This window comes from Lysinibacillus sp. TE18511 (assembly GCF_054062295.1).
Window position 1 is genome coordinate 179,955 of sequence record NZ_JBSSFD010000001.1, and the last position, 26,846, is coordinate 206,800.

Here is a 26,846-nt window from a genome sequence, read left to right on the forward strand (position 1 = left end):
ATCTATGAAGAAGATTTTGCATATTATTCCGACTACAGATTTTGGTGGCATTACAACGATGATATTAGACATTTGGGCTAATACAAATAAGTCATTGTACCACTTTGACTTTGTCGTGTTTAATAAGGGAAGATCTCATGACTCCTTTGTAGAACATGGTTCCCAATTGTTTTATCAAAAATTTATCACAAAGCAAGGTCCTCTTGCCTATATGATGAAAATATACAAAATAATTAAAGACAATGGATATGATGCAGTCCATGATCATACGGGTTACCGAGCTATTTTTACATTGCTAGCGGCACGTTTGGCTGGCGTCAAATGTAGAGTGTTACACAGTCATACAAATGTAGCAGAAGAATGGAGTAATAAATATTTTTTGTCTTTCCTAAAAAAAATGAGTGTCATGAATGCGACGAAGCTAGTTGCATGTAGTGCACATGCAGGAAAATTTTGTTTTGGAGAGAAACCCTTTGACATATTATTTAATCCAATGGATATCAACAAAATAAAATATCTCTCACAGGCAGAAAAGAAATTATTAAAAAAAGAATTAGGAATTCGTGATAATGATTTAGTTTTAGGACATATTGGACGTTTTGTTCCTGTGAAGAATCAGCAGTTTTTATTGAAACTTGCCGCGAGATTAAAGCAAAAAGGTATTAATTATAAATTTATATTTATTGGAGAGGGTCCTTTAGAGGAAGAAATCCGTTTGTTGGTCGAACGTAATCAATTACAGGAATCTGTAAAACTGTTAGGGCAACGTGCTGATATTATCAATCTTCTTCAGTTGTTCGATAAATTTATTTTACCATCTAAATATGAGGGATTTGGAATTGTCCTATTAGAAGCACAAGTATGTGGCACGCCATCAATTGTTTCTGCAACTGTACCAAGAGCAGTAGATCTTAATGTTGGTCTAATTCAGTATTTAGATATAAACGGAAATATTGAAGATTGGCTACATGAAATCATTAAAGAAAACGAACCGATTGAACTAAGCAATATAATAAATGGGATCGACAATAAAGGATTGAATGCAGAAGATATTGCACAAAAGATGTGTACTTACTACATATAAAATGAAGCTATAAATACTCAAGTAATCTAAGCCTCGCTCGGAAAGGGCTCTTAACTGCTCAGGTAACCGGAGAAACTGCTCGGGTAAACCGCTCATGTACAAGATTCAAAATCAAGAATTCGTTCAGCTAAAAGTACTACCCCTTTTAGGCCCTGATGTAAGCAAATAAAATCTAAACTCATAATTAAAAAGAGGATGATCGTATACAAAAAAAGATTAAAGTTACTCATATTATAACCGCGATTGGCTTTGGTGGAGCGGAAACTATGCTTTATCGATTATTGCAATCTGTTGACAGGGATTTGTATGAGGTAGATGTTATTTGTTTGACCGAAATGGATGTGTATGGCGAGTTAATTCAACAGCAATTAAATATGAATGTTTATATTTGTGATTTGAGATCTAATTTTCTACGCTCATTCCTAATGTGTTTTAAAGTATGTAAAAATAGCGACATTATCCAAACATGGATGTACCATTCAAACTTATTGGGTTATCTTATTTCAAGAGTTCGGAGAAAAAAGCTAATTTGGGGGATTCATCATAGCAATTTAGATAAAAAGGAAAATAAATGGACAACTATTTTAATTGCAAAGCTTTGTGCGAGATTATCTAAAAAGGTGGATATTATTATTTCCTGTGGTCCAAAAGTAAAAGAGATTCATGAAGAAATTGGCTATGATAGTCATCAACATAAGGTCATCGTCAATGGCATTAATACGGATTTATTTAAGCCTAGTGTTAAGAGGCAATATTATTTCGAGCATTTTAATGTAGAGAATCGACATATTTTATTACACGTTGGCAGATGGGATCCTTTAAAGGATTATAAAAATTTAATTGCTAGCTTACAGCTGTTAAGGCTTGAAAGACAGGATTTTTATATGTTTTTAGTAGGGCTTGAAATAGATGCGAATAATAGTGAGTTACTTCAAATGATAAAGGATGCCCATTTAGAGGATGTCATTTTTTTATTAGGCGGTAGAGATGATATATCTCAGCTAATGTCGGCAGCAGATCTGTTTGTTTTATCCTCCTCAGGTGAGGGATTACCAAATGTATTAGTGGAGGCATTAGCGAGTGGGACATGCTGTATCACGACAGATGTTGGTGATTGCAAATATTTAGTGAGAGAATTTGGTGAGACGGTCACTGCAAAGGATGCTCATGCGTTAGCTCAAGCCATTAATAAAGCATTAAATTATAGTTCAAAGCAATATGCTGAAAAGGCAAAACTCGGTAGAGAGCATGTACTAGCTAATTTCAATATTAAACAGGTAATAGAGCAGTATCAATCTTTGTATCCAATGGTGTTGCCTAAAAGTTATTCAAAATAAAGAAAAGGTGTGTTTATGAAAGAAATTAAAATTGCAGCAGTTCTTTCATATATAACAATCGGTTGTACGATTATTTCTTCCATAATATTTACGCCAATCATTATCTCGAAACTTGGTCAAGAAGAGTACGGTTTATATTCACTTATGATTGTACTTGTTGGCTACCTTTCCATTTTAGATTTAGGGTTAGGCAACGCCATTGTACGCTATATTTCTAGAAACCGAGCGACAGATGATAAAGCATTAGAAGCGTCGTTAAATGGTTTCTTTCTAAAATTATTTATTGGCATTGGTTTCATTACATTACTAATTGGCTTCCTTTTATTTTCACAAGTGGACGTTATTTTTGGAAAAAGCTTGACTGTTGAGCAGCTAAATAAAGCCAAGATAATGGGCTATATTATGACAATAAGCTTGGCAGCACAATTTCCACTAAGCGTATTTTCCTCTATCTTACAAGCCTATGAAAAATTCATTTTTATTAAATTAACAGCATTACTACAGGTCATTATACAGCCTTTGACGATGTTGTTTTTTCTTTTACAGGGTACAAGTGCTGTTACGTTGATTTACATTGTAGCCATCTACAATGTGTTATTTTTACTAATTGATGCGATATTCTGTCTAAAAGTATTGGCTATTAAATTTACGTTTAAATTGAATAATCAAGCATTTATAAAGGAAATCTTCGTCTATGCCATTTTTATTTTTATTACGGTTATTGTCGACAAAATTTATTGGCAAACAGATCAAGTTCTTTTAGGAATATTAAAGGGAACTGAGGATGTGGCAATTTATGCAGTTGCTATACAAATTGTCTTAATTTTTATGTCGCTGGCCTTGGCAATCAGCGGTTTATTTTTGCCTCGAATCTCGATGTTAGTGACACAAGAAGATGGGTTAGAGCAAATAAATAAGTTATTTATAAAAGTAGGATCCATGCAGTTTTTAGTAGTTGGCTATATTTTGGGAGGCTTTTTTCTTTTTGGAAAAGAATTTTTAACGTTATGGTTAGGGAAAGAATTTATAACCGTCTATTATATTGTGCTAATCATTATGATGCCTTTTATAATAGACCTCATTCAAAACCTGGGATTAAGTGTGTTGAAGGCAAAAAATTTATTTAAATTTAGAACGATTTTATTAATAAGTGTAGCGGTGGGGAATATTTTTATGTCGATTCCTGCTATTTATTATTATGGAAAAATTGGCACAGCAATTATCACAGCGTGTTCCTTATTGATTGGTAATGTAGTGGTTATGAATATTTATTATTATAAGAAAATAAAATTAGATATTTATGGATTTTGGAAAGCGGTAGGAAGGTTAGCGCTAGCATTTGGACTTGCTATTAGTTTAATAAAGCTTTTATGGCTAGTGGCAAATCCAACGATTACTTGGTTTTCAATCATTCTATATATTTTTTACTATAGTGTAATTGTGGGCGTTAGTCTTTTATGTGTAGGCTTAAAAAAAGAGCAGAGAAAAAAATGGCTTGAGCAGCTAAAAGTCATTCTTGTTAATAGGGGAGGCGCAAAATTTTGGAACCCAAAATCTTAGTGAGTGTCATCCTTCCTGTCTATAATGCAGAAAAATATTTAAAAAAATGTTTAACTAGCATATGTCGGCAAACGTTAAAAAACATTGAAATTATTGCTATTAATGATGGTAGTAGTGATCAATCTTTGATGATCTTACGTAAATTTGCAGAAGAAGATGGACGAATCACTGTTTTTGATATACCAAATGGAGGGGTAAGTAAGGCAAGAAATTTAGGCATTGAGCATGCAAATGGTCAATATATCACCTTTGTTGATGCAGATGATTGGATTGAGGTAACAATGCTCCAAGAATTGTATCTTGCTTGTCGGTTAACGGGATCGAATATTGCGAAGTGTGATTTATATTGGCAGGAGACGACTGGTAGTAGGCAATTGAATTATTCATCTCATGTTTATTGTACTGTTAGTGCAGTAGATTGCTTAAATCAGTTATTTACTGAAATAGGAGAAAGGCATTTCGGTTTTGCTAGCTGTAAATTATATTTAAAAGCCTTTTTAGATAAACATGCTTTACGATTTGATGAAGATATGAATTTTGCAGAAGATACAGTTTTTATTACGAGAGCCGTCATAAAAAATCAAGCTATTTGCTATGTTCCGAAGCAGTTATATTACTATAATGTTGGTAATCAAAACTCATTAACGAGAGGGACGAATATAAATGTACGTCAAAAGTACGATGTATTGTATGAAAAGCTAAAAATAGAGTTGGAAATAAGCGGTGTATATAATGAAGTAAAAAATAGCTTTTTAAATTATCAATTTGAAGGTTTGCTTGTGATTTTGCATCGTATACAGACAAGTAGAGTCAGACAAGATATCAAAATAGAGATACAATCATTTGTAAAAAAGTATCCGGATCTATTAAAGGTCAAACTTATTAATAGGAATGTGAAGCAATTACTCTTTTTTAGGCTAGTAAAGATGAATTGGCTCAATTTATCCTCCACACTTATTTATGTTAATTTAAAAAAGAATAAAATAATTTAGTGAACTGCCGAATAATTAGTGTTTTATATTTTTTTTGCTTAATGTTCTTACTGAGGTTACAATTAATGATGATATTGATCGTCAATGAAAGCAAAGTAGCGGTTATTTTGGTATGTGTAATGAAGAGTAGGTCTCACTATATCATTAGCAGGAAACCAAAATGACCGTAAGGCGTAATGGATAGAAAGAGTGGTATTGTAAAAATGAAAGTTTTATTTATAGGTGATATTGTAGGTTCAATAGGGCGAGACGCTGTAGAAAAATATTTACCTCGCTTGAAGAAAAAATACAATCCAAATGTTGTTATTGCAAATGGTGAAAACGCAGCAGCAGGTCGTGGGATTACGCGAAATATTTATAATGATCTATTGCAAATGGGTGTAGATGTTATTACAATGGGCAACCACACTTGGGATAACAAAGATATTTTTGATTTTATAGATGATGCAGATTATTTAATACGTCCGGCAAACTTTTCAAGTGAAGCACCAGGTAAAGGAATGGTGCAAATTTCAAAAAACGGTGTAACATTATCTGTAATTAATCTGCATGGTCGCGTGTTTTTACCTCCTCATGAGGATCCATTTGCGATGGCTGAGAAATTAATCGAAGAAGCGCATAAAACGTCACCGCTTGTATTCGTGGATTTTCATGCCGAAGCGACAAGTGAAAAGATTGCTCTTGGATGGCATCTAGATGGAAAGGCCTCGGCGGTCGTTGGGACACATACACATGTACAAACTGCCGATGCACGTATTTATCCAAATGGCACAGCCTATATTACAGACGTTGGTATGACAGGCCCATACGATGAAATATTGGGGATGACGAAGGAAAGTGTTATTTATAAATTCCAAACAAATATGCCATCCCGTTTTGAAGTGCCGAAAAAAGGACGCGATGTGTTAAGTGGGTTCTTTGTAGATATTGATGATAAAACAGGGAAAGCTAAGCATTGTGAGCGAATTTATATAAACGAAGATTATCCGTTTCAAGGATAAGGAGAGAAACTATTGTGTATGAAAAAATGCACAATAGTTTTTTTATGTTGAAAAACTGTTATGTCAATGAAATTAAAGTATGGCTCTTCGGCAAAGCGAGGGGTTGATTTCCGTTCCGACTGGGCGCTTTGTTGTTGCTGTCGCTACGCTTTCGCACAGATAAAACATTTGCTGTCGCTTCGCTTTCGCACAGATAAAACATTTGCCGCTGACGCTTCGCTTTCGCGCAGAGCTTCCTGGGGGCGTCCGATGAGCCGCTTCACTCGCGTTGCTCGCTCCAGGGTCTCGGGGCAACAAATGTTTTCTGTGCGAAAGCGTAGTGCAAACGCAGCGTCAGCAACAGGATGTTGGTCACGAAAGCGTTATCACAGGACGTGATGGTTTTAGCTTTCGTTCCTCTATCGCTAATCCCCAAGGAGTCGCCCAGCCTCCACTCCAATCAACCTCTTTACTCAGTATGAATTTTTGGCATGTCACTCTAATTTATAGTGATAAATCCCCTCGTTTTGTCAAGGAGCCCTCAGTTATTTAAAATGGCACCTTTATTTCATTGACATAGTAATGTTTTAACGAGAATTTTCAGTCTTTTTTGATTTATTTAAATATATAAGAAACGAAAATAGTCTATTTCCTTTTTACCAAGCATAAAATGACCTATCGACAATAACTTGAGGTCCAAAAAAGGGGGACATGAGTTGTTGAGCGTAAACACTATTCGCGAAACGGGGAGGAATAATTGTGGATTCATTAAAAGTATCGTCACGCTCTAATCCAAATTCAGTTGCAGGTGCATTAGTCGCGGTAATCAGAGAAAAAGGGCAAGCAGAAATGCAAGCAGTTGGGGCAGGTGCACTTAACCAAGCCGTGAAAGCAGTGGCCATTGCACGCGGATTTGTAGCGCCAAGTGGCACAGATTTAATTTGCGCACCGGCGTTTGCCGATATTTTAATTGCTGGTGAGGAACGTACAGCTTTAAAGCTTCTTGTAGAAAAACGTGTTCGATAATAAGTTATGAAGTAAAATGCCTTGCACAATAAGTTGCAAGGCATTTTTTTCTGTATTAGGAGGTTGATCGAGTGAACAAGAGCTCAGAGATGGTCGAGAACTGCTCGGCATCATTATATACAAAGCTTTTTTGTGGAGTGACCGTATTAAATTGCTTCAAACATCTTTTATTACAGGCTGGGTTTTCAAATGTATAAAAGAGAAGGCATAGTAAAAATTATAGATGGTTCTAAAAATATCAATGAAATATTAGCGGCTATATGAGTCTGTACTGATCATGAATCAAGGGAATAATTAACATTTTTGTTTAGACTAATTTATTTTTTACGTAATGTACCCGGAGTAATAATAGCTGTTCACATATTATTTTTTGAAAATTACAACTTTATGAACAAGGTTTTCGGTCAAAGGTCTGAATTTCGCTGAAATCGTGGAATAACAATAGTGCAGAACGATTCTTCATGTTAAACTTATGAAGGAAAAAATAAATAGTACACATTGGATTTAAGGAGTTGTTGACATGTTACATCAGCTTTCATGGAAAGTCGGTGGGCAACAAGGTGAAGGGATTGAAAGTACAGGGGAAATTTTCTCAATGGCAATGAATCGTTTGGGTTACTTCCTATACGGTTATCGTCATTTCTCTTCTCGAATTAAAGGTGGCCATACGAATAATAAAATTACAGTTCGTCCAACAGAAGTACGTTCTATTGCGGATGATTTAGATATTTTAGTAGCATTTGACCAAGAAACAATCGACGTCAATTATAAAGAGCTAACAGAGACTGGCATTATTTTAGCGGATTCAAAATTCGATCCAGTGAAGCCAGAAGATTCAAAAGCGCCATTATTTGCGGTACCTTTTACAGAGGTAGCGGCAGAGCTTGGCACTTCGTTGATGAAAAATATGGTGGCAATCGGAGCAACAGCTGCATTGCTGAATTTAGAGGACGAAGTGTTTCAAAATGTTGTAGATGATATTTTTGGCAAAAAAGGTGAAGAAGTTGTTCAAAAAAATATGGAGGCCATTGCACGCGGTCATGAATTAATGAATGAGCTTTTAGGCGAGCGTATAGGTGAATGGGAAATAGCGCCAGCAGATGGCAAACGCCGTATGTTCATGATTGGGAACGATGCAGTAGCACTTGGTGCACTTGCAGCTGGGACACGCTTTATGGCAGCTTACCCAATTACACCAGCATCTGAAATTATGGAATACCTTATTAAAAAATTACCGAAATTCGGTGGTGCGGTTATTCAAACAGAAGATGAGATTGCTGCAGCGACAATGGCAATTGGGGCAAACTTTGGTGGTGTCCGTTCTTTCACAGCTTCCGCTGGTCCAGGTCTTTCATTAATGATGGAAGCGATTGGTCTTTCAGGTATGACAGAGCAGCCACTAGTTGTTGTTGATACACAACGTGGTGGTCCATCAACAGGGTTGCCAACAAAACAAGAGCAATCAGATTTAATGGCGATGTTATATGGTACGCATGGTGAAATTCCTAAAGTAGTAATTGCACCTTCTACTATGGAGGAAGCATTCTTTGATACAATCCAAGCGTTTAACATTGCAGAGGAGTTACAATTACCAGTGATTTTAGTGACTGACTTACAATTATCACTAGGTAAACAATCTGTTGAACCATTTGATTACAATAAAATTGAAATTCGTCGCGGTAAAATTGTTTCTGATAACATTGAAGAAGCGGCTGATAAAGCATACTTTAAACGTTTTGAAAATACGGAAGACGGTATTTCACCACGTGTACTACCTGGTACGTTAAATGGTATTCACCATGTAACAGGGGTTGAGCATGATGAAACAGGTAAACCATCTGAGGCAACGGGTAACCGTCAAGTACAAATGGATAAACGTTTCCGTAAGTTAGCTGCATTGAAATTTGATAATCCGGTATACTCAAATGCACCACACGAAGATGCTGATATTTTATTAGTGGGCTTTAACTCAACTCGTGGAGCTATTGAAGAAGTACAAGAACGCTTAAATGCTCAAGGTATGAAGGTGAACCATGCGCATATTCGTTTAATTCACCCATTCCCATCTACTGAGGTGGCACCGCTTGTAGCAAAAGCGAAAAAAGTAATTGTTGTAGAAAATAACTACACAGGTCAATTAGCAAATATTATGAAGATGAATGTTGGTGGTCACGATAAAATCGAGACTATTACAAAATACAATGGTACACCATTCTTGCCAGGTGAATTAGAAAATCGTGTGAAGGAGTTGACTCGCTAATGGCAACATTTAAGGATTTTCGTAATACAGTGAAACCAAACTGGTGCCCAGGCTGTGGAGACTTCTCTGTACAAGCTGCAATTCAGCGCGCTGCGGCTAACGTAGGTATAGAACCAAACGAACTAGCTGTCATTTCAGGAATTGGCTGTTCTGGTCGTATTTCTGGTTACATCAACTCTTATGGTTTCCACGGTATTCATGGTCGTGCATTGCCGATCGCACAAGGTTTAAAAATGGCAAACCGTGATTTAAAGGTGATTGCTTCTGGTGGTGACGGGGATGGCTTTGCGATTGGTATGGGGCATACAATTCATGCCATCCGTCGTAATATCGACATCACGTATGTTGTTATGGATAACCAAATTTATGGTTTAACAAAGGGGCAAACATCTCCACGCTCTGCTGCAGGGTTTATTACAAAATCTACGCCAGGTGGTGCGATTGAGCCGTCATTAAAACCATTAGAAGTAGCTTTAACAAGTGGCGCTACATTTGTCGCACAAGGTTTCTCAACGGATATTAAAGAGTTAACTGCTTTAATTGAAGCTGGTATTAATCATAAAGGCTTCTCGTTCATCAACGTATTCTCACCTTGTGTAACATACAACAAAGTGAACACGTACGATTGGTTTAAAGAGAACTTAACAAAGCTTGCTGATATCGAAGGCTATGACAATTCTGACCGTGGTATGGCGATGCGTACAGTAATGGAGCATGAAGGTTTAGTAACCGGTATTATTTATCAAGATACTGAAACAACTTCATATCAAGAAAAAGTACCAGGCTACTCAGAACTACCATTAACGGATATTGATATTAAAATGAGCGAAAATGATTTTAATGAATTAGTGAAAGAATTTATGTAAATCAAATTTTATATAGCATGACAAAAAGCATTTGGGATGTTCTCATTCCAAATGCTTTTTGTGCTTTTGCTAGACTGTTATGTCAATGGAATTAAGATGACTTATAAATAAATATGGCTCTTTCTGCAAAGCGAGGGGTTGATTTCCGTTCCGACTGAGCGCTTTGTTGCTGCCGCTTCGCTTTCGCACAGATAAAACATTGCCGCTGCCGCTTCGCTTTCGCACAGATAAAACATTGCCGCTGACGCTACGCTTTCGCGCAGATAAAACATTGTTGCTGACGCTACGTTAGCACTACGCTTTCGCACAGAGCAAAGCTTCCTGGGGGCGTCCGATGAGCCTTCGTTCCTCTATTGCTAATCCCCAATGAGTCGCTCAGTCTCCACTCCAATCAACCACTTCACATACCGTGTATCTTTTGGCATGCCACTTTAGTTAAAGTTAAACTTCAGCAATTATACGAAAGTGAAGCGACAGCAAATGTAAATCACTTCACTGTAACAAGCTATTTTGTTTGATTATGGTGAGTAGTCATAGTGTTCATTTTTGGAATGGATAAAAAGTTCTACTATATCGTTGATTTCCGTTTATTTAAAGCGTCACAACATTCACAAGCCTTGGCCAAATTTATTTTTTAGTGATGCTCCACAAAATTTTTCGTTATCCTTATAAAATCCTTATAATCATTTTTTACACTATAGTCATCGAAAGGAAGATGATTATAGATGGAAGATATTATTTTACAAACAGAAAATCTTAGTAAAGGCTTTAAGGGGCAAAAAATTGTAGAGGACTTATCGTTAACGATACCTCGCAATACTGTTTATGGTTTGCTCGGTCCAAATGGTGCAGGGAAATCAACAACGTTAAAAATGATTACAGGTATGTTGCGTCCGAATGCTGGAAAGATACTTTTTAATGGACGTGAATGGAATCGTAATGATTTAAAAGACATTGGTGTATTAATTGAAACACCACCGCTTTATGAAAATTTAACGGCAAGAGAAAATCTAAAGGTTCGAACGATTGCCCTCGGATTGCCGCAGTCACGTATTGACGAAGTATTAAAAATTGTTGATTTGACCAATACAGGAAAAAAACGAGCAGGACAGTTTTCGTTAGGGATGAAACAGCGTCTTGGAATAGCTATTGCGCTATTAAACTATCCAAAGCTTTTAATTCTTGATGAGCCGACAAATGGTCTCGATCCTATCGGCATTCAAGAACTTCGAAAGCTGATTCGATCTTTTCCAGAGCAAGGTATTACAGTCATTTTATCTAGCCACATCCTGTCAGAGGTAGAACAGGTCGTTGATGAAATTGGCATCATTGCAGGAGGGAAATTAGGTTATCAGGGAGTTGCCCCACAAGGTCAGGAATTAGAATCATTATTTATGCAAGTAGTGTCTGCTAATAGAAAGGTAGGCATATAAAATGATTTCTATAATGAAGGCTGAAAGATTAAAATGGAAAAAGACTTTTATTCCTAAATTAGTTTGGCTAGCACCCATCGTGACACTGTTACTGAGTGCAGTTTTAATGGGAGGAAGTTTTTTTCAAAAGGGTGCTTATAATTGGTGGTATTCAATGCTCCTACCAGGTGCACTGACAATATGTTGTGCGTTAGTGGTAGAGAAAGATGCTAAATTAAAATATCATAGCATTCTCGCAATGCCGATTGACCTTAAAAAGATATGGTTTAGCAAAATACTTGCTTGTAGTGCCTGGTTGTTACTCATTACGCTCATTTTCTTTGCAGGTATTACTACTGGCGGAATACTTTTTGGTCATAGTTTTCCTTTAACAAAAAGTCTTGCAGGTAGTTTATTAATTTTCTTAACGATGTTATGGCAAATTCCACTTTGTCTATTTCTTGCGGCAAAATTAGGTACTTATATAGCTATTTTAATCAATCTAGTTGGCAATATTGTGGGGATCGTAGCACTTGCAGATGGAGATTTTTGGTTTAGCATTCCTTATGGCATTACAGCAAGACTAATTTGTCCAACTCTTGAGATTTTACCAAATGGCTTGCCGGTACCTGAGGGCAGTCCATTATTAAACACATGGGTTATAGCTCCGGGTATATTAGTTGCCTTAGCATGGTTTGCTTTAATAAGCTTCATTACTGCACGTTGGTTTCAAAAAAGGGAGGCCAAATAGAGTATGGTAATGTTAAGATTACTTAGAGCAGAGCTTCTTAAAACAAAAAGAACGCCGTTTTTGCTTACACATCTAATTGTACCGATCATTATTTCAGGGGTGTTTTTAGCGTACTATACTTATTCACCATGGGATTTTAATGGGAAAGTATCGGCTTATTTTGAGGGGCTTTCGTGTGGGTTTCCAATTATTATTGGATTAGTTTGCGCAATGGTAGCGGAGCAAGAAGCAACGGCAGGACATTTTCAGGAGATGCTAAAAGCTACTAAAACAAAAATAGTGGCCTTTTTAAGCAAACTACTACTGTTATTGTTGTTTAGTTTTGGGGCATTATTACTGTCCATCGGTATTTTTAGTGTTGGATTTATTGAACTTTTGCATGAAGATACGTTAGGTTTTCAATTTTATTTAATAGCTGGATGCATTTTGTTTGTAAGCTATGTATTTTTATATATTTTACATCTTTTTGTTAGTCTTCATTTTGGGAAAGGTGCCTCAATCGGATTAGGTATTGTGGAATCACTTTTAGTAGCCTTACTGCTTACTGGTCTAGGTGATGGTATTTGGTCATTTATACCTTATGGATGGGGCGGTCACTTTGTTTCGTTATGGACACTAAAGGCGTCGGGAATTGAACTATCAATGGTGGATACAGGACTACAGGCTGGAATTTTGGCTGCTATTAGTGGAACATTGCTAGCATTAACCCTGTCTTGTTTATGGTTTTGGAAGTGGGAAGGAAGAAAATCTGAGAATTAGGGTATGAAGGAATGATGAGGGTAGTAGTATGGGGAAAATATTAGCAGTAGATGATGAAAAAGATATTTTAGTATTGATAAAAAATGCATTACTAAAAGACGAACATGTAGTAACGATAGTCTCTGATGCGACAGAAGTAAGTAAGATGGATCTTGGTGCCTTTGATTTAATTTTACTAGATGTGATGATGCCCGAAATAGATGGGTTTACAATATGTGGTCAAATCCGTCATGCGGTAGATTGTCCTATCCTCTTTTTAACGGCTAAATCATTAGAGGCAGATTTAATGTATGGTCTAGGCCTAGGCGCGGATGATTATATGATTAAGCCTTTTGGAATTGGAGAGCTCCGTGCCCGAGTGAATGCGCATTTAAGGCGCGAAAAAAGGGAGAGACGAAGCATTCTCTTTGCAGATCAAGTTCATTTCAATCTATCTGGTAAAGAGCTGTTTGTAAATGAGGAGAAGGTAATACTGACAAAAAGCGAATATGAAATATGTGAATTTTTAGCTCGAAATCGAGGACAGGTTTTTTCTAAAGAAAAGATTTATGAAACGATTTTTGGATTTGATGGGAGAAGTGACAGTACCGCTATTACTGAGCATATTAAAAATATTCGTTCAAAGCTACATGCCTTTGAAATTGATGTCATTGACACTGTTTGGGGGATTGGGTATAAATGGAGACAATGAAGCCGAATAAAGGGACACGCCTTCATACTTTTTTCCTTCGATATCTCCTTTTCCTATGTATAGGCACTATTCTATTAGTAGTACTACTGTTTAGTTTATTTTTATTTTCCTTTTCTGCCAACATCGTTTTGCCAGCAAATTATGCAGAAACTCAAATTTCATTATCAAGGGATCGTATTGCGTCTAGTAGTTCGGTTACAGCTGATATTATCCCAGACCTTGTTGACTACGCTGTCATTTCTAAAGATGGACAATTTCTTGCAGGGAATCTTTCAGAAAAGGAAGCTTTTAAAGCTTGGGATGTCATGAAAAAAGGGGAAACTCAAGGTGGTTCCCAATTTTATTCGTTTATAGAGCGAGAAAATGAGATTTGTATATTACGTTATTATTTAGTACCCCAGTATCGTTCAGAAATTTTAAGAAAATATTTGCCTAATCCGCAGCTGTTCGTGTTTCTAGTGTTTATAGTAGGAATAGTGGCGTATGCAGCTGTGCTTGCGATCCACTTTGGCAGAAGTCTAAAGAAAAAAATGTTTGGTTTACAGGAAGCGATTGAAAAAATACAAAATCAAAATTTGGATTTTACGATTAACTCTTCAGGAATTCGTGAAATAGATGAAATATCGATTTCTCTTGAGCAGATGAAAGAGGCCTTAAATAGTTCGTTAAAACAGCAATGGGAAAATGAGCAGACTCGTAGAGAACAAATTTCTGCTCTTGCCCATGATCTGAAAACACCACTTACAATTATTCGGGGAAATGCAGAGCTCTTACAGGACACGGTTCAAGACGATATACAAAGAGAATATAATGACTATATTTTGAAAAATACAATTAAAATAGAAAAATTCACGAAAGAGCTAATTGATTTATCGAAGATGGAGAAAAATATCGTTCGTGAAAAAACAAATGTTAAAATGGATGCATTTATGGCAGAAGTAGAGCATCAAATGAGAGCTCTTTCCTTAGAGAAAAAGCTTCAAGTGGCTGTCCAAAAGGAAATGCTTCCTGCCCTTATATTTATCGATGAAGAGCATTTCTATCGAGCAATTTTTAATGTCATTGCCAATGCTATAGAGCACACACCTGAAAATGGAACGGTGACCTTAACTGTTCAAGGTGCTGCGGATTTTATGCAATTTACGGTTACCGATAGCGGTTGTGGGTTTTCTCCGAGAGATTTAAATGAGGCTACCAAACAATTTTATCGCGGAGATCCAAGCCGAAATGCAGGAAATCACCATGGCATGGGACTTTATATTGCCCAATCAATTGTTCAGAGTCATGGTGGAACACTGCAAATTGCCAATGATTTATTAGCTGGTGGAGGAAAAGTAGCCATAACAATCCCAATAAATTTCGCTTTGGCATAATTGTGGCTGACGCTTCACTTTCGCACAGAAAATATTTGTGGCTGACGCTTCACTTTCGCACAGAAAACATTTGTTGCTGATGCTTCGCTTTCGCACAGAAAACATTTTTGGCTGTCGTTTCTCTACTGATAAAATATCTTGAGAAAAGAATGATTTTGGCAAATTTGCTACTATCATTCTTTTTTTGTTTTGACAGTAAGGAAAAAAGGGGGGAGCCTGTCCGGGCAATATTATTGTAAAAAATGCTACAATAAAAGAAAAAAGAAGAGGCGATGCACGTGGATAACGTCATTGATTTTGTCGCAAAGAAAAGAGAGCGTGAGGAAAGGCAGCGTGCGCAGGATTTAGAAAGGTACGTTGCGACACAATGTAATTTTCAACAACCAGAAAAAATTGATGCACTTGTTGATGAAAAGATAATTGAAGTGAAAGATCATACATTATTTCTAGGTTTCTTATCCATTTTAAAAGATGAAAAAATTGACCCGCTTGATATTTTTCAGGATGTTTTTACATTAGAGCCTGCTCGCTTTGAGATGTCCTACAATATGAGATGGTGGTCGGTTGTGCAGCTTGCATTTACATTTTTAACAATTTTAAAGGAGAACGAGCCGCATACATATGCAGATTTTCTTGGTTTTTCTGAATAATCTAGAGTGTGTGCACGTCTTGAAATACTACACAAACGTGCGCATACCTAACTAGATCCTTTTTATCTTCCCCTCAAATAAATGAATATCTTTACAATTTCCCCATTAAATCAATAATTCCTAAATAATTTTTACTGAATATTTTAAAATCCTCCATACTTGCTTAATGTTTGTTTTATAACATAACTGTTGTAAGCAAATAAAAATAAACAAAAACAAATGGAGGTTCCAACTCATGGCAATTCAAAAGTTGTGGAAGAAGGGTCTAATCGGTGCATTAGCAATTTCGATGTTGGCGGCTTGTTCTGACAGTTCGTCTAGTTCCAAAGAGGTAAACAGTGATTTAACGCTTGAAGAAATTACGAAAAAAGCAAAAGAAGAAGGCACTGTAAATTCTGTCGGTATGCCAGACACGTGGGCAAACTGGGTGGAGACTTGGGAAGAACTTGGTACGGAATATAGCCTGAAGCATAAGGATACTGATATGTCGAGTGCCGAGGAGCTAGCAAAGTTTGAGGCAGAAAAGGACGATGCGACTGCAGATATTGGCGACGTAGGAATTGCCTTTGGTCCGATTGCTAAGGACAAAGGTTTAACATTACCTTACAAAACATCTTATTGGGATGAAATACCTGACTGGGCAAAGGATGATGAAGGGCATTGGGTTGTAGGTTATACAGGTACGATTGCCTTTTTAACTGATAAAAACAACGTCAAAAACGCTCCAAAATCTTGGGAGGATATTAAAAACGGAGATTACACTGTCAGCATTGGTGATGCACTTACAGCAAACCAAGCGCAGTTTGCTATTTTAGCAGCTGCTATGGCATTTGGTGGCGACGAATCAAATATCCAACCAGGAATAGACTTTTTCGCAGACTTAGCAAAGCAAGGGCGTTTACAAGGTGATCCATCTGTAGCGAATTTAGAAAAGGGTGAAATTGACGTAGCCATCTTATGGGATTTTAATGCGCTTGGCTATCGTCACCAAATCGATGAGAAACGTTTTGATGTTGTCATTCCATCAGAAGGCTCTGTCACATCAGGATATGCAACGATCATTAATAAATACGCAAAAAATCCTCATGCAGCCATGTTAGCTAAAGAGTATATTTTATCTGATGCAGGTCAAGAAAATTTAGCGAAAGGTTATGCTCGCCCAATTCGTGATAAGGTTCAATTGTCTCAAGATGTTAAGGAGCTATTATTACCTGCAGAAATGTACAAAAACGCACAGCCAGTAAAAGATCAGAAGAAATGGGAAGAAACTACAAAACAAATTCCACAACTATATCAGGAGCAGGTATTGATTCATGCAAAATAATAAAGTTGTCTTAATTGTCATAGATGCTCTTCGTTTTGATACAGCTTGTACCCATATGGGATTTATGCACCATTTAGTTGAACGTAATCTTGCAGCACGTTATAAGGTTTGTTCGGAGGTCCCATCTTTATCAAGACCTTTATATGAAACGATTTTAACGGGGACACCACCTATTGTACATGGTGTGACGAGCAATATGACCGTACGTTTGTCCACGCAAAATAGTTTATTTCATTTAGCGAAAGAAAACGGTCTGTCTACAGCGGCAGCTGCCTATTATTGGGTAAGTGAGCTATACAATCGTGCTCCATTTGTGCATATGGAGGACAGGCTACAATTGGATACGCAGTTGCCGATTGAGAATGGCTTGTTCTATTTTGAGGATCACTACCCAGACAGTCATTTATTTGCTGAAGCTGCATGGCTAATGGATCAAAAGCAACCAGATTTCTTGTATATACATCCGATGAATGTAGATGACGATGGCCATAAATTTACAGCTGACTCAGCACAGTATCGTAATCGTGTTTTAGCCGTCGACGTCTTACTATCATTATTTATTCCAAAATGTCTTGAACAGGGTTATGAGGTAATCGTGACAGCTGATCATGGGATGACGAGTGATGGTAATCATGGAGGAACAACAGCTGAGGATCGTCATGTACCAATGTTTGTTATTTCAAATCGCGTTAAAGCAGGCATTAAGGATGAGATTGTATCACAGTTACAAATTGCTCCGCTGTGCTGTCATTTATTAAATATCGAACCTTCTGATGAAATGGTGCCCCTGTTATTAGAGGGGATGCAATCTTTAAAAAGGGCTTAATTTTTATTATTTATTCAGACTTTGAAGATATATCGGAACAATTTTAGCATTTATCGGAACAAAATCTCATTTTATCGGAACAATTTCAGTTTTTATCAACTATGGACGACTTCTGGGGATTAGCGATAGAGGAACGAAGGCTAAAACCATCACGTCCTGTGATAACGCCTTCGTGACCAACTTCCTGTTGCCCCGACGCCCCCAGGGAAGCGCCCAGCCTGAACGGAAATCAACCCCACGTTATGTCAATGAGCCTTCTAATTAATAATAATGATTAATCTAAATGGCCGCTATTAAATAAAGAAAGAAGTGATTGTTTTGATTTCGAAGCGGCAAACAGTTGCCTGGCTTTCTCCGTTCCTAGTACTTGTCTTGTTATTTTTCTTAGTACCGTTACTGTATATGCTAATAACAAGCTTTCAAAATAGTGATGGATTTACACTTGCACACTATCAATCTGTACTAACGAATGATTACATTTTACAAGGCTTTAAAAATAGTATTACACTGTCTGTCATTTCAGCAGTAATCGCCTTAATCGTTACTTTATTTGCGGTTTATGCGATTATGAGATTTTCTGAGCCAGTACGTGAGAAGATTTTAATATTAACAAACTTAACATCAAATTTTTCAGGAATTCCATTAGCATTTGCCTTTATCGTATTACTCGGAAATAGCGGGCTCTTTACCTTGCTATTCGATCAATGGGGGATCGACGCATTATCGTCATTTTCTCTTTATAGCTGGGGTGGCTTGTTACTTATTTATATTTATTTTCAGCTACCGTTATCGCTAATGCTTTTATACCCAATTTATGATGGAATTCAGCAACAATGGAAGGAAGCAGCGGCATTGCTTGGAGCGTCTACATGGCAGTTTTGGGTGAGGATTGGTGTTCCTGTTATGCTTCCCGGGATAGTTGGAACATTTAGTGTATTGTTTGCCAATGCAATGGGAGCGTATGCCTCAGCCTATGCGCTAACGAATAGTAGTTACAATTTAGTCGCCATTCGTATTGGTTCTCTTATTCAGGGAGATATTTTTGCCCAGCCAGAGCTGGCAAGTGCGATTGCAGTGATATTAGCAGTAACGATGGTGACGGCAATGCTGTTAAGTGAATGGAGTATTTCAAAAACAAGGAGGAAGTTATAGTGAAAAAAAGAGGCTTTGCTGATTTATTCTTCCTCCTGTTAGTAGTGTATTTGGTATTGCCAGTTGGTGCAACAATGCTTTATGCATTTGCGACGAATTGGAATAAGACCATTTTGCCAGAAGGATTGACATTGAAATGGCTTGCTACCTTATTTCAGGATGCAGAATTTATACAGGCGTTTGGACGCTCTGTTTTATTGTCGAGTGGGGCTGTAATAATCGCATTGCTCGTGATCGTACCAGCCATTTTCGTCATCGTGTTGTATTTTCCAAAATACGAAAAATGGATTCAGATTGCAGTTGTTATGGTGTATTCATTTCCGGGAATTATTTTAGCAGTCGGACTCATTCGTGTTTATAGCCAATTTGATGTGCCAATGATTTTAGTCGTTTTAGGGGCCTATGTCATCGGTATCCTTCCGTACATTTACCAAGGGACACGCAATAGTTTACGCAATGTAGATGCTCGGCAGCTTTTAGATGCAGCGCAATTACTGGGAGCATCGAAATTGCAGGCATTTAGCAAAATATTGTTACCTACTGTTTACCCAGGCTTATTTGCAGGTGCATTATTATCGTTTTCCGTACTTTTTGGAGAGTTTGTACTGATTAATCTAGTTGTAGGTTCTCGCTTTGAAACGGTACAAATTTATTTAATGAAAAAACTTAGTACAAGTGGGCATATTGCCAGTGCAGTTGTCTTTATTTATATCGTTCTTATGGGCTTATTAACGTTCGTGATTGCAAAATTAATGAAACGATCGAAAGGTGCTACAAATCTATGAGTTATCTTGTTATTGAAGGACTTCATAAAAAATATGGACAATCAACTGTTTTGACCAATATAGATATGAAGATTGAAAAAGGTGAATTTATAACACTTTTAGGTCCTAGTGGGTGTGGTAAGAGTACTATTTTACGTATTGTAGCAGGATTAACAGATGCATCGGCTGGCCAAGTTGTCATTGAAGGCAAGGATATGATGGGTATTCACCCAAAGGATCGCCAAGTTGGTATGGTATTTCAATCATATGCACTATTCCCAAATATGACGGTGAAGGAAAATGTAGCCTTTGGTTTACGCGTGCAAAAAATAAATACTGCTGAAGTTGACCAGCGTGTTCAAGAAATGCTTGCGCTTGTCCATTTATCTGAAAAAGCAAACGTTTATCCGAAAGAATTGTCTGGGGGTCAACAGCAGCGTGTTGCCCTTGCGCGTGCTTTAATTGTCCGACCAAAGGTGTTGTTGCTAGATGAACCACTCAGTGCACTAGATGCCCAAATTCGTAAAAAATTACAGGCAGATTTACGAGTCATTCAACAAAAGCTAGGCATAACGATGATGTTAGTAACGCATGATCAAGAGGAAGCGATGGCTGTTTCTGACAGAATATTTGTAATGAACAATGGGATGATTGCGCAATGTGGAACCCCTACTGCGATTTATACAAGCCCTGAAAGTGAATTTATCGCTAATTTTATCGGACATTACAATGTTTTTACGCGTCCAGCTCTTGAGAATATGATTGGTGAGACGTTACCAAAAGAATGCTCAAAATTTGCAATTCGACCAGAAGCCATACATCTCGATCAGAGACCGGGAGATGTTTGTTTTACTGGAAAGGCAAAGCAGTCGTTAATGAGCGGCAATGTTATTCGAACAACGTTTGAGGGTGAATGTTTCTTTACAATGGAACAGCTGCATCAACGAGGATATTCGTTTGAGCAGGGCAAAAAATATACGTGCTATGTGGCAAGGGAAGATGTGATTGCATTATCATGACGTATGCAAAAATTGAACGATTTGAGTTTATTTTAAAGCAATTAGAGGTTGATGAGAAAATTATTGTTGCCAATATTGCGGAAGAATTACAAGTGGCACCTGAAACGATTCGCAGAGATTTTGATGAGCTAGAGCAGCAGCATTTATTAACGAGAGTACACGGAGGAGCTGTGAAGTATACACACGTTAGAAATGAACCAGTATTTTTGCGCAAGCTGCAAATGCAAAAAGAGGCAAAACGTAATATAGCTCGTTTGGCAGCTAGACGTATATGTGATGGGGATACAATTGCCGTTGATACCGGTACAACGACGGTGCATATCGCTGATTTTTTACTGGCAGTCGATGATATAACAGTCGTAACGAATTCTATAGCTGCTGCAGTACAATTTAATTTGGCTATTGAAGAGCGACGAATGACGGGGAAGGTTATTTTACTCGGAGGAACGACGAATCCAAGGCAATCCTCAGTAGCAGGAGCTATGACTTTGGAGGTATTAGGGAATATGAATTTTGATAAAGCATTTATATCATGTGGCGGTATTTGTGATGGTATCGTATACGATTACGATTTGGATGAATCGTTAATTTCTAAAAAAATGCTTGACCGTAGCAAGATGAACTTTTTATTAGCGGATGCATCTAAAATAAATGGTAAGTCCTTTTATCAAATATGTCATATCGAGGAGTGTTCAGAAATTCTTTGTGATATCGCTTGTCCAGTGGAGTGGCAAGCATACGAGGAAAAGTGGACGGTATGTAATGGAGGGAAGAGCGGATGATTGATTATCATGTACATTTAGAAGAAGGTCCATATTCATTTCGTTGGCTAGAGCGTACTTCTCAAGCTATTCGATTTTTTAAAGAAGATGAAGCGGCAGCACAAGGTTCTAAAGCATTTGTAGAGTGGCAAATACAGCAGTTGTCAAAGCGATTACAAAGTGGCTGCTATAGTGAGGAATGGTTAGATTTATATCTACAACAGGCTAAACAGCTTGGTTTGCGCGAGGTTGGCATTGTCGACCATCTATATCGTTTTAAGGAGACGCGAACATATTTTGAGCGTTATATGCAGTTGGGTGACAATGACGTTGGTAAAGTGCAGCGTTACTGGCTTGATCGTGTGATGACAGAAAGCATGGATGATTTTGTGTCAGTTATTAATCGAGCAAAGGCAAAGTGGAGTCGTCATGGTATTTCCTTAAAGCTTGGCATTGAGGCTGATTATTTTGTCGGTGGTGAGGAAGAATTAGCATCATTATTAGCAGCATACCAATGGGATTATGTCATCGGATCTGTCCATTTTGTGGAAGGCTGGGGCTTTGATAATCCTCAAACACAATACATATTTGAGGGTATGGATCCAGCTACATTACAGCAGAACTATACGCGTTTTTTTGCCACAGTAGAAAAAATGATCCTCTCCAATATGTTTGATTTTGTGGCACATTTGGACAACTTTAAAGTATTTGACTATCAAGTGAAGGATACGGTTTTTCTTGACTCTTGGTATGAAAGAATTGCAAAGGCACTTATGACAACACAAACTGCCACTGAAATAAATGCCGGCTTATATTATCGCTATCCAGTAAAGGAAATGTGCCCAGGACCTCGTTTCTTGCAAGTTTTAATTGACCATGGTGTAGCCTTTACAATTTCCTCAGATGCACATTTTCCAGACGATTTAGGCAAGTATACATTTGTCAATGCAGAATTACTTAAAAGCTTTGGTGTACAAACGATTGTAGGCTTAGAACAACGTAAGAAAAAATTAATTCAGATTTAGCACACTGTAGTTCATAAATATAAAGGCACTGAAACAAAAATGAGGTTTCTTAAGAAATTCATTTTTGTTTCAGTGCCTTTATTTACTCTTAGTTACATAAGTACAAGACAAATTGCATACAAATGATTAAATTCATTTATAAATGAGAGGCGAGTAAATTTGTCAATAACAATAGATCAAACCTTTTTGCCAGTTATCATACAATCTGGCCAAAATGCATATGGAGTAGCCCGCTCCTTTTACGAAGCGTATTGTATAAAAAGTCTTGTATTAGAACCCGCATTGAAAACAAAAGGCATTCGAACACTCTTGCTAGGTGGGTCACGAGGAATAGCAACTCAAAATAGTCAAATCATCGACTTTCAATATGTGGACCGATTAGATGAACCAGACTATTTTGTACAAGCTTTAATAGACGTCGCGAAGCAGTTCAAAAATAAGAAACTGATCTTACTTGTAGGTGATTGTTACTATGCGGAGCTTATCATTACCAATAAACAGACGCTACAGCAATATTTTATTTTGCCTTATATAGATGCAGATTTAATGAAGCGGATTCGAACAAAGGAAGATTTTTATAAGTGTTGTGATTTATACAATATTAAATATCCAAAAACGGTGGTAGTGACAAAGGAACATGCAATAAGTGATGTTCCATTTGATTATCCGATGATTATTAAACCATCGAATTCTGTCGAATATACAAGTTGTTCCTTCCCTGAGAAGAAAAAAGTATTTCTTGCAAAAAATGAAGAAGAGAAGCAGCAGATTATTCGCAGTATTTATCGTTCTACATATAAAGATTCTTTAATTCTTCAAGAATTTATTCCAGGTGATGATTCTTATATTCGTGTATTAGATGTTTACGTAGGGAAGGATAAGAGGGTTAAATTGATGTGTTTAGGTAACAAGCTTCTCGAAGATCCCTCGCCACAAAATATTGGAACTTCTCTGGCGATTATGACGGATTTCGATGAACAGCTAATGGACAATATACGTTATTTTTTAGAAGATATTGGATATGTTGGGTATGCGAATATTGACATGAAATTAGACGTTCGTGACGGGGAATATAAAATATTTGAAATGAACTTACGATCGGGTGCTTCTAGTTATTATGTGACAGCGAGTGGTCATAATTTAATGCAGTATGTCGCTGATGATTATATATTCAATGCAAGTCAAGAGCTAACGTATGTTCAGACTAAGCATTTGTGGTCACTTATTCCAAAAAGTGTGTTGTTTAAAGGTTTGAAAAATGAAAAATTGAAAATAGAAGCCAAGCGATTAATAAAACAGGGCAAATATTCGAATGCCCTATATTTTAAAGAAGATATGAACGTAAAGCGATGGTCAAAGCTGAAACTATATAATTTTTATTTGAATCTAAAATATAAAAAGTACTACAAATAAGATCGAGATAAGTACAGGGACACCCTTTGATACAGAATCCTATCAAAGGTGTCCTATTCTTTTTGGGGAATTAAGGTAGCTAAGAGTAATTAAGGCTCATCACCAAAAGTTGTAGTTGATATTTGTTGAGACGTATGTTTTGTTTATAAGTTGATTGGAGTGGAGGCTGGGCGACTCCTTGGGGATCAGCGAAAGAGGAACGAAGGCTAAGAGCATCACGTCCTGTGATAACGCCTTCGTGACCAACATCGGTGCTGCTGCCGCTACGCTTTCGCGCAAAAAACATCTGTTGGCCCGAGACCCTGCAGCGAAGCGGATGTTTTCTGTGCGAAAGCGTAGTGCTAACGTAGCGGCAGCAAATGTTTTATCTGTGCGAAAGCGAAGCGTCAGCAACAACAAAAGCGGCTCATCGGACGCCCCCAGGAAGCTTTGCTCTGTGCGAAAGCGTAGTGCTAACGTAGCGGCAGCAACAAAGCGCCCAGCCGGAACGGAAATCAACCATACGTTTTGGTAATGAGCCGTAATTAAGTCTAAACCACGACATTTAGAACGCAAACCTTGTAGGATGTAGCAATTATTAAGTATAATAGTAAAATGGGAATTCAAGTGTATGGAATTCGTTTGAAAGGAGTTACCTGATTGCGATGAATGAGGAACAACGTTTAGCTAATCAACAAGTCAATCAACCAAAAAAAGAAGACAAGCCTGAAAAGGATTATAGTAAATATTTTGAAACGGTCTTTACGGCACCTTCATTAAAAGATGCTAAAAAACGTGGGAAAGAAGAAGTTAAGTACCGTAAAGACTTTAACATTGCAGCAGAGTTTGCAGGCATGGGCATAGGACGTACATTTTATATTCGTACCTATGGTTGCCAAATGAATGAGCATGATACAGAAGTAATGGCTGGGATCTTTATGCAGCTTGGTTATACGCCTACAGATGTGATCGATGAGGCTGACGTCGTGCTACTGAATACGTGTGCCATCCGTGAAAATGCAGAAAATAAAGTATTTGGAGAACTTGGTTTCCTGCTGAAATATAAACGTAAAAATCCAGAAATGCTTATTGGGGTTTGTGGCTGTATGTCACAGGAAGAATCCGTTGTAAATAAAATTTTAAGAAGCTATCCTCATGTCGATATGGTGTTTGGTACACACAATATTCACCGTCTACCAAACATTTTGAAAGAAGCCTATATGTCAAAGGAAATGGTCATTGAGGTTTGGTCTAAAGAAGGCGATGTTATTGAGAATCTGCCGAAAAAACGTCTTGGCTCTATCAAAGCTTGGGTAAATATTATGTACGGCTGTGATAAGTTCTGTACGTATTGTATCGTACCTTATACGCGTGGTAAGGAGCGTAGTCGCCGTCCGGAAGAAATCATTGCTGAAGTTCGTGAACTAGCAGCTTCTGGCTATAAAGAAATTATGCTGCTTGGACAAAATGTCAACGCTTACGGTAAGGATTTCGAGGATATTGATTACCGACTTGGTGATTTAATGGACGAATTACGAAAAATTGATATCCCGCGTATTCGCTTTACTACGAGTCATCCACGCGACTTCGATGATCATTTAATCGAAGTCCTTGCAAAACGTGGTAACTTAGTAGAGCATATTCACTTACCAGTACAATCTGGTTCAAATGAAGTGTTAAAAATTATGGCACGTAAATATACACGTGAACATTTCCTTGGACTAGTAGCAAAAATTAAAGCGGCAATTCCTGAAGTGACACTAACGACTGATATTATTGTTGGCTATCCAAATGAAACAGAGGAGCAATTTGAAGAGACATTAGCCTTGTACCGTGAAGTAGGCTTTGAAATGGCCTTTACTTATATTTACTCTCCTCGTGAGGGTACACCTGCTGCCAAAATGGTCGATAATGTACCTGAAGAAGTGAAAAAAGAACGTCTTCTGCGATTAAATGAGGTTGTAGGGGAATACTCTCGCAAAGCTTTAGAGAGCTTGAAGGGTGAAATTGTAGAAGTTTTAGTCGAAGGTACAAGTAAAAGACGCGATGATGTGTTAGCTGGCTATACTCGTAAAAATCGACTTGTAAACTTTAAAGCCCCAGCAGATCTAATTGGTCAATTAGTGAAGGTGAAAATAGTTGAAGCTACTTCATATTCATTGAGTGGTGAATTCGTAGAAGTAGTAAAAAATGAAAAGGTGGAAGCGTAAATGACACAAGTATTATATACAAAAGAAGATCTAATCAAGAAGTCACACGAAATTGCGCATATGATTGCCAATACGCCAGAAGTTGAATTTTTCAAAAAGGCAGAAGCACAAATTAATGAAAACCAACAAGTACGTGAGCGTATTGCAAGTCTAAAAAGCCTACAAAAGCAAGCTGTAAACTTCCAACACTTAGGAAAAGAAAAAGCGCTGAAATTGATTGAAGACAAAATTGCTAAAATCGAAGAAGAAATCAACGCAATTCCAGTAGTCCAACAATTTAAAGAATCTCAAGGTGATGTAAATGATTTGTTGCAATTAGTTTCGAATACGATTGCTAACAATGTCACAAATGAGATTGTTCGCTCAACAGGTGGCGATGTACTACGTGGAGAAACTGGCTCATACGTAGCCAATACTACGCCAGGTAGTTGCTCATAAAAATAATAGAAGAAATAGCTCGAATGAATGATTTCATTCGGGCTTTTCCTATTGTTGAAAAAACTATTGTGTCAATGAAATTAAATAAAGCATGGCTCTTCGGCAAAACGAGGGGTTGATTTCCGTTCCGGCTGGGCGCTTTCCGAGTCGTCACTGGTATAAGTCTATTCCGTTTGATTAAGGTGAATATTTTT

28 protein-coding genes are annotated in these 26,846 nt (G+C 37.4%); 25 read left to right on the forward strand and 3 right to left on the reverse strand.

The window, feature by feature from the left end; translation table 11 throughout:
- Window positions 1-4: 4 nt before the first annotated feature.
- The 5 genes from ACVWXS_RS00865 to ACVWXS_RS00885 all read left to right on the forward strand — a co-directional run bounded on the left by ACVWXS_RS00865 (window position 5) and on the right by ACVWXS_RS00885 (window position 5,974).
- Entirely contained in the window at window positions 5-1,084 is a 1,080-nt protein-coding gene (locus ACVWXS_RS00865) for a glycosyltransferase (RefSeq protein ID WP_456955390.1), read from the forward strand.
- Between the two features lie 242 nt (window positions 1,085-1,326).
- Window positions 1,327-2,421, forward strand: a complete 1,095-nt coding sequence (locus tag ACVWXS_RS00870; protein WP_423473705.1) for a glycosyltransferase — start codon at window positions 1,327-1,329, stop codon at window positions 2,419-2,421.
- A gap of 15 nt (window positions 2,422-2,436) precedes the next feature.
- On the forward strand, window positions 2,437-3,981 hold the full coding sequence (locus ACVWXS_RS00875) for an oligosaccharide flippase family protein (protein ID WP_456955392.1): 1,545 nt from the start codon (window positions 2,437-2,439) through the stop codon (window positions 3,979-3,981).
- Window positions 3,963-4,973, forward strand: coding sequence for a glycosyltransferase family 2 protein (locus ACVWXS_RS00880; RefSeq protein WP_456955394.1), 1,011 nt, complete (start codon window positions 3,963-3,965; stop codon window positions 4,971-4,973). Before ACVWXS_RS00875 ends, ACVWXS_RS00880 begins: the two co-directional genes overlap by 19 nt.
- Before the next feature lie 203 nt (window positions 4,974-5,176).
- Window positions 5,177-5,974: a TIGR00282 family metallophosphoesterase gene (locus ACVWXS_RS00885; RefSeq protein WP_368635391.1), complete on the forward strand. Its 798-nt coding sequence runs from the start codon at window positions 5,177-5,179 to the stop codon at window positions 5,972-5,974.
- Between the two features lie 72 nt (window positions 5,975-6,046).
- On the opposite strand, the gene ACVWXS_RS00890 is transcribed toward ACVWXS_RS00885, so the two are convergent.
- Window positions 6,047-6,271, reverse strand: a complete 225-nt coding sequence (locus ACVWXS_RS00890; protein WP_456955396.1) for a hypothetical protein — start codon at window positions 6,269-6,271, stop codon at window positions 6,047-6,049.
- Window positions 6,234-6,413, reverse strand: coding sequence for a hypothetical protein (locus tag ACVWXS_RS00895; RefSeq protein WP_456955398.1), 180 nt, complete (start codon window positions 6,411-6,413; stop codon window positions 6,234-6,236). Before ACVWXS_RS00895 ends, ACVWXS_RS00890 begins: the two co-directional genes overlap by 38 nt.
- 299 nt (window positions 6,414-6,712) lie before the next feature.
- Here ACVWXS_RS00895 and ACVWXS_RS00900 point away from each other — a divergent pair, with 299 nt between their 5' ends.
- The 3 genes from ACVWXS_RS00900 to ACVWXS_RS00910 all read left to right on the forward strand — a co-directional run bounded on the left by ACVWXS_RS00900 (window position 6,713) and on the right by ACVWXS_RS00910 (window position 10,105).
- Entirely contained in the window at window positions 6,713-6,979 is a 267-nt protein-coding gene (locus ACVWXS_RS00900; RefSeq protein ID WP_010858535.1) for a stage V sporulation protein S, read from the forward strand.
- Window positions 6,980-7,499: 520 nt separating this feature from the next.
- Window positions 7,500-9,239 carry a 2-oxoacid:acceptor oxidoreductase subunit alpha gene (locus ACVWXS_RS00905; protein ID WP_456955400.1) on the forward strand — a complete coding sequence of 580 codons (1,740 nt, stop codon included), beginning with the start codon at window positions 7,500-7,502 and terminating at the stop codon, window positions 9,237-9,239.
- Entirely contained in the window at window positions 9,239-10,105 is an 867-nt protein-coding gene (locus ACVWXS_RS00910; protein ID WP_368635389.1) for a 2-oxoacid:ferredoxin oxidoreductase subunit beta, read from the forward strand. The genes ACVWXS_RS00905 and ACVWXS_RS00910 overlap by 1 nt, the downstream gene beginning before the upstream one ends.
- A gap of 101 nt (window positions 10,106-10,206) precedes the next feature.
- Here the strand turns inward: ACVWXS_RS00910 and ACVWXS_RS00915 are convergent, their stop codons facing one another.
- Entirely contained in the window at window positions 10,207-10,413 is a 207-nt protein-coding gene (locus ACVWXS_RS00915; protein ID WP_456955403.1) for a hypothetical protein, read from the reverse strand.
- 417 nt (window positions 10,414-10,830) lie between these two features.
- Here ACVWXS_RS00915 and ACVWXS_RS00920 point away from each other — a divergent pair, with 417 nt between their 5' ends.
- The 17 genes from ACVWXS_RS00920 to ACVWXS_RS01000 all read left to right on the forward strand — a co-directional run bounded on the left by ACVWXS_RS00920 (window position 10,831) and on the right by ACVWXS_RS01000 (window position 26,652).
- Window positions 10,831-11,538 carry a lantibiotic protection ABC transporter ATP-binding protein gene (locus ACVWXS_RS00920; RefSeq protein WP_387090261.1) on the forward strand — a complete coding sequence of 236 codons (708 nt, stop codon included), beginning with the start codon at window positions 10,831-10,833 and terminating at the stop codon, window positions 11,536-11,538.
- Between the two features lie 13 nt (window positions 11,539-11,551).
- Window positions 11,552-12,268 (forward strand): lantibiotic immunity ABC transporter MutE/EpiE family permease subunit, encoded by a 717-nt coding sequence (locus tag ACVWXS_RS00925; RefSeq protein ID WP_456955405.1) that lies wholly within the window; start codon window positions 11,552-11,554, stop codon window positions 12,266-12,268.
- A gap of 3 nt (window positions 12,269-12,271) precedes the next feature.
- Window positions 12,272-13,027, forward strand: coding sequence for a lantibiotic immunity ABC transporter MutG family permease subunit (locus ACVWXS_RS00930; protein WP_456955407.1), 756 nt, complete (start codon window positions 12,272-12,274; stop codon window positions 13,025-13,027).
- 28 nt (window positions 13,028-13,055) lie between these two features.
- Window positions 13,056-13,718 carry a response regulator transcription factor gene (locus tag ACVWXS_RS00935; protein WP_456955409.1) on the forward strand — a complete coding sequence of 221 codons (663 nt, stop codon included), beginning with the start codon at window positions 13,056-13,058 and terminating at the stop codon, window positions 13,716-13,718.
- A complete protein-coding gene (locus tag ACVWXS_RS00940) occupies window positions 13,706-15,091 on the forward strand; it encodes a sensor histidine kinase (protein ID WP_456955411.1) in 1,386 nt (461 codons plus the stop codon). The genes ACVWXS_RS00935 and ACVWXS_RS00940 overlap by 13 nt, the downstream gene beginning before the upstream one ends.
- A 272-nt stretch (window positions 15,092-15,363) precedes the next feature.
- Entirely contained in the window at window positions 15,364-15,741 is a 378-nt protein-coding gene (locus tag ACVWXS_RS00945; protein WP_223552643.1) for an ELKS/Rab6-interacting/CAST family protein, read from the forward strand.
- 235 nt (window positions 15,742-15,976) lie between these two features.
- Window positions 15,977-17,065 (forward strand): ABC transporter substrate-binding protein, encoded by a 1,089-nt coding sequence (locus tag ACVWXS_RS00950; RefSeq protein ID WP_456955413.1) that lies wholly within the window; start codon window positions 15,977-15,979, stop codon window positions 17,063-17,065.
- On the forward strand, window positions 17,055-17,891 hold the full coding sequence (locus ACVWXS_RS00955) for an alkaline phosphatase family protein (protein ID WP_456955415.1): 837 nt from the start codon (window positions 17,055-17,057) through the stop codon (window positions 17,889-17,891). The genes ACVWXS_RS00950 and ACVWXS_RS00955 overlap by 11 nt, the downstream gene beginning before the upstream one ends.
- A gap of 309 nt (window positions 17,892-18,200) precedes the next feature.
- Window positions 18,201-19,043 (forward strand): ABC transporter permease, encoded by an 843-nt coding sequence (locus ACVWXS_RS00960; RefSeq protein ID WP_456955417.1) that lies wholly within the window; start codon window positions 18,201-18,203, stop codon window positions 19,041-19,043.
- Entirely contained in the window at window positions 19,043-19,828 is a 786-nt protein-coding gene (locus ACVWXS_RS00965) for an ABC transporter permease (RefSeq protein ID WP_456955419.1), read from the forward strand. Before ACVWXS_RS00960 ends, ACVWXS_RS00965 begins: the two co-directional genes overlap by 1 nt.
- Window positions 19,825-20,826, forward strand: a complete 1,002-nt coding sequence (locus ACVWXS_RS00970; RefSeq protein ID WP_456955421.1) for an ABC transporter ATP-binding protein — start codon at window positions 19,825-19,827, stop codon at window positions 20,824-20,826. Before ACVWXS_RS00965 ends, ACVWXS_RS00970 begins: the two co-directional genes overlap by 4 nt.
- Entirely contained in the window at window positions 20,823-21,608 is a 786-nt protein-coding gene (locus ACVWXS_RS00975) for a DeoR/GlpR family DNA-binding transcription regulator (RefSeq protein ID WP_456955423.1), read from the forward strand. The genes ACVWXS_RS00970 and ACVWXS_RS00975 overlap by 4 nt, the downstream gene beginning before the upstream one ends.
- Window positions 21,605-22,612 (forward strand): histidinol phosphate phosphatase domain-containing protein, encoded by a 1,008-nt coding sequence (locus tag ACVWXS_RS00980; protein WP_456955425.1) that lies wholly within the window; start codon window positions 21,605-21,607, stop codon window positions 22,610-22,612. The genes ACVWXS_RS00975 and ACVWXS_RS00980 overlap by 4 nt, the downstream gene beginning before the upstream one ends.
- A gap of 165 nt (window positions 22,613-22,777) precedes the next feature.
- On the forward strand, window positions 22,778-24,025 hold the full coding sequence (locus ACVWXS_RS00985; RefSeq protein ID WP_423473707.1) for a carboxylate--amine ligase: 1,248 nt from the start codon (window positions 22,778-22,780) through the stop codon (window positions 24,023-24,025).
- A 154-nt stretch (window positions 24,026-24,179) separates the two neighbouring features.
- Window positions 24,180-24,539, forward strand: coding sequence for a hypothetical protein (locus ACVWXS_RS00990; protein WP_456955427.1), 360 nt, complete (start codon window positions 24,180-24,182; stop codon window positions 24,537-24,539).
- Between the two features lie 130 nt (window positions 24,540-24,669).
- Window positions 24,670-26,214 carry a tRNA (N6-isopentenyl adenosine(37)-C2)-methylthiotransferase MiaB gene (gene miaB / locus ACVWXS_RS00995; protein WP_374963402.1) on the forward strand — a complete coding sequence of 515 codons (1,545 nt, stop codon included), beginning with the start codon at window positions 24,670-24,672 and terminating at the stop codon, window positions 26,212-26,214.
- Entirely contained in the window at window positions 26,215-26,652 is a 438-nt protein-coding gene (locus tag ACVWXS_RS01000) for a RicAFT regulatory complex protein RicA family protein (protein WP_285394548.1), read from the forward strand. It abuts the gene before it with no gap.
- Window positions 26,653-26,846: the final 194 nt, after the last annotated feature.